Source organism: Alloyangia mangrovi, assembly GCF_002300555.2.
GTDB lineage: Bacteria > Pseudomonadota > Alphaproteobacteria > Rhodobacterales > Rhodobacteraceae > Salipiger > Salipiger mangrovi.
Map to the genome: position 1 here is coordinate 1 of NZ_NTHN02000117.1, position 3586 is coordinate 3586.

At 69.5% G+C, this 3586-nt stretch carries 4 protein-coding genes; all 4 read left to right on the forward strand.

Annotation, left to right across the window (positions count from 1 at the left end):
* Nucleotides 1–839: aldehyde dehydrogenase family protein (locus tag CLG85_RS26905; protein ID WP_260350358.1), on the forward strand; the 839-nt coding region annotated here is incomplete at its 5' end.
* A gap of 72 nt (nt 840–911) precedes the next feature.
* Nucleotides 912–1814, forward strand: coding sequence for a 5-dehydro-4-deoxyglucarate dehydratase (locus CLG85_RS26910; protein ID WP_375796958.1), 903 nt, complete (start codon nt 912–914; stop codon nt 1812–1814).
* Nucleotides 1814–2770 (forward strand): 2-hydroxyacid dehydrogenase, encoded by a 957-nt coding sequence (locus tag CLG85_RS26915; protein WP_260350359.1) that lies wholly within the window; start codon nt 1814–1816, stop codon nt 2768–2770. The genes CLG85_RS26910 and CLG85_RS26915 overlap by 1 nt, the downstream gene beginning before the upstream one ends.
* A gap of 178 nt (nt 2771–2948) precedes the next feature.
* The coding region (locus tag CLG85_RS26920) for a thiamine pyrophosphate-binding protein (RefSeq protein ID WP_260350362.1) at nt 2949–3586 on the forward strand (638 nt) is incomplete at its 3' end.

Consider the following 3586-nt stretch of genomic DNA (forward strand, 5'->3'; position numbering starts at 1 on the left):
CGCTGGTGCAGCACCCGCTGATCAATGCCGTGGGCTTTACCGGCTCGCTCGGCGGTGGCCGGGCGCTGTTCGATCTCTGCGCGCAGCGGCCCGAGCCGATCCCCTTCTTCGGCGAGCTCGGCTCGGTGAACCCGATGTTCCTGCTGCCGCAGGCGATGGCTGCGCGCGGCGCCGCCATCGGCACCGGCTGGGCGGGCTCGCTGGCCATGGGTGCCGGCCAGTTCTGCACCAACCCCGGCATCGCCGTGGTGCTCGAGAGCCAGGCCGATGCGCTGGCCGAAGCCGCCAAGGAGGCGCTTTCGGCGGTCGGTACGCAGGTCATGCTGACCGACGGCATCGCCAGCGCCTACCGTGACGGCGCGGCCCGCATCGGCAGCGGCACCGGCGTGCGCGAGGTGCTGACCTCGGTCTGCAACCAGCGCGACGCCACGCCCTATCTCTACATCGTCAGCGGTGCCGACTGGATCAGCAACCACGCGCTGGCCGAAGAGGTCTTCGGCCCGCTCGGGCTGATCGTCACCGTCAAGGACGAGGCCGAAATGCTTGCGGTGGCCAAGAGCTTTGCCGGCCAGCTGACCGCCACGCTTCACATGGACGACGGTGATACCGCACTGGCGCAGACGCTGATGCCGGTGCTCGAACGGAAGGCGGGCCGGGTGCTGGTCAACGGCTTCCCGACCGGCGTGGAAGTGTCGGAGGCGATGGTCCACGGCGGGCCTTACCCGGCCTCGACCAACTTCGGCGCGACCTCGGTCGGCACTATGGCGATCCGCCGCTTCCTGCGCCCGGTGAGCTACCAGAACCTGCCCGACGCTCTGCTGCCCGCCAACTGGCAATAACCCCTGACACCAAAGGCGGACGTGCGCCAAAAGCCGCACGTCCCGCGGATCTTACGAGGAGACACACCAATGATCGCACCCGACACGCTGCGCGAGATCATCCGCCACGGACTTCTGTCCTTCCCGGTCACACCCTTCGACGCCGAGGACCGCTTCGCGAAGAAGCCTTTCCAGGCGCACCTCGAGTGGCTGAAGCCGCACAAGGTCGCAGGCCTCATCGTGGCGGGCGGCACCGGCGAGATGTTCTCGCTCACCCCCGAGGAGATCGTGCAGGTCGTGCGCGCCGCGCGCGAAGTTGCCGGCGATGCCCCGGTGATCGCGGGCTGCGGCTACGGCGTGCGCATGGCCTGTGACCTCGCGCGCGAGATCGAGGCGGCGGGCGGCGACGGCATCCTGCTGCTGCCGCACTACCTGACCGAGGGCCCGCAGGAGGGCGTTGCCAACCGCATCCGCGCGGTCTGCAAGGCCACCAACATGGCGGTCATCGTCTACAACCGCGGTCAGGCGCAGATCTCGGCCGAGACGCTCGAGCAGCTGGCCGATGAATGCCCCAACCTGATCGGCTTCAAGGACGGCACCGGCGACATCGACAACGTGCGCCGCGTGACGGTGCGGCTTGGCGACCGGCTGTCGTATATCGGCGGCATGCCGACGCACGAGCTGTTCGCGCAGGCCTATCGCGGCGCGGGCATGCCGACCTATTCCTCGGCGGTGTTCAACTTCGTGCCCGAGACCGCGCTGGAATTCCACGGCGCCTTCCTCGCCGGGGACGATGCGAAATGCGAGCAGCTGCTGCGCGACTTTTACTACCCCTTCGCCAAAATCCGCGACCGCAAGTCTGGCTATGCCGTCTCGGCGATCAAGGCGGGCGTGGCGCTGCGCGGGTTCGAGACCGGCCACGTGCGCGCGCCGCTCACCGATCTTTCCGGCGAAGAGATCGAGATGATGCGCGAGCTCATCAAGGGCCGCAACTGATGGCCATCGGGCCGGTTGCCGTTCTTGAGCCAGCCAGCCCCGGCATGCGGGCGCGGATCGAGGAGCTTTGCGAAGGCTTCGATCTGCGCTTCGTCAGCAGCGTCGAGAGCGCCGACATGCGCGCGGCGCTCGCCGGCGCGCGCTACGCGGTGACCCGGGGGCTGCGGTTTCCGGCCGAGCTGCTGGCCGAGGCCGAGGCGCTGGAGATGGTGCATCAGTGGGGCACGGGCATCGACGGCATCCCGCTCGATGCCGCCCGCGCCCGCGGCGTCACCGTCGCACGCTCTCCGGGGATGAACGCGCCCTCGGTCGCCGAGGCGACGCTGGCGCTGATGCTGGCCACGCTGCGGCGGCTGCCGCATGTGCAGGAGGCGTTCCGTGGCGGCAGCTGGGACCAGCCCGACCTCTGGCGCGAGGCGCGCGACCTCGGGGCCTGCCGTGTCGGGCTGATCGGCATGGGGGCCATCGGTCAGGAGGTGCTGAAGCGCCTCAAGGGTTTCGGCTGCGAGATTGCCTATACCAAGCCCTCGGGGGCCGATGCGGCGCTCGATGCGCGGTTCCTGCCGTTGGACGAGCTGCTTGGCTGGGCCGATGTGATCTCGCTCCACCTTCCGCTGACCGCGGAGTCGAAGCACCTGATCCGGGCCGAGACCCTCGCGGAGATGAAGCCCGGTGCGGTGCTGATCAACACCTCGCGCGGCGGGCTGGTGGACGAGGCGGCGCTGCTCGCGGCGTTGCGATCGGGTCAGCTCGTGGCGGCGGGGCTCGACGTTTTCGAGTCCGAGCCGGTGACCGGCCCGAACCCGCTGCTCGAGCTGCCCAACACCGTGACGCTGCCGCATGTGGCGGGGCGCACCTTGGACAATTTCGACCGCATGGTGCGGCATTGGTCCGGGAACATCCGCGCCCATGCCGAGGGGCGTCAGATCGACCCGGCCTGCATCGTACTGCCCTGAGGGCTGGCCTGAGGGCGGCCAAGAGGGCGGGCCTGAAATCTGGCCTGAAATCCTGCCCGAGGGCGGCTGAAGAGCTGCCCTGAGGGCGGCCCGAGAGTTGGCCCTGAGAATTGGCCCGAGGGCTGGCGAGGGGCCTGCCGTGTGAACGGCCCGAGACGCGTAGTTGGAAGGAGAGACCATGTCTGACATCGAGGCGCGCACCGGAGGCAAGGTGCTGGTGGATCAGCTGCTGATCCATGGCGCGGACTGCGCCTATTGCGTGCCGGGCGAGAGCTATCTCGAGGTGCTCGACGCGCTGCACGACGTGCGCGAGCGCTTCACGCTCTACAACGCCCGGCACGAGGCGGGGGCGGCCGACATGGCCGAGGCCTATGGCAAGCTCACCGGCAGGCCCGGCATCTGCATGGTGACCCGCGGGCCGGGCGCCTGTCAGGCGGCGGTGGGCGTGCATATCGCCTATCAGGACTCGACCCCGATGATCCTGTTGGTCGGTCAGGTCGGGCGCGACACCATGGACCGCGAGAGCTTTCAGGAAATCGACTACCGCCAGATGTTCGCCCCGGTGGCGAAATGGGCGGCGCAGATCGACAGCGCCGCGCGCATTCCCGAATACATGGCGCGGGCCTTCCGCGTCGCCACATCGGGCCGCCCCGGCCCGGTGGTGCTGGCGCTGCCCGAGGACATGCTGACCGACGTGGTGCGCGTGGCCGATGCCCGGCCCTACAGTCCCAGCGTCCCGGCCCTGACCGCCGATGATGCCGCGGCGGTGATGGCGGCGCTGGCGCAGGCGAAGCGCCCGCTGCTGCTGGCGGGCGG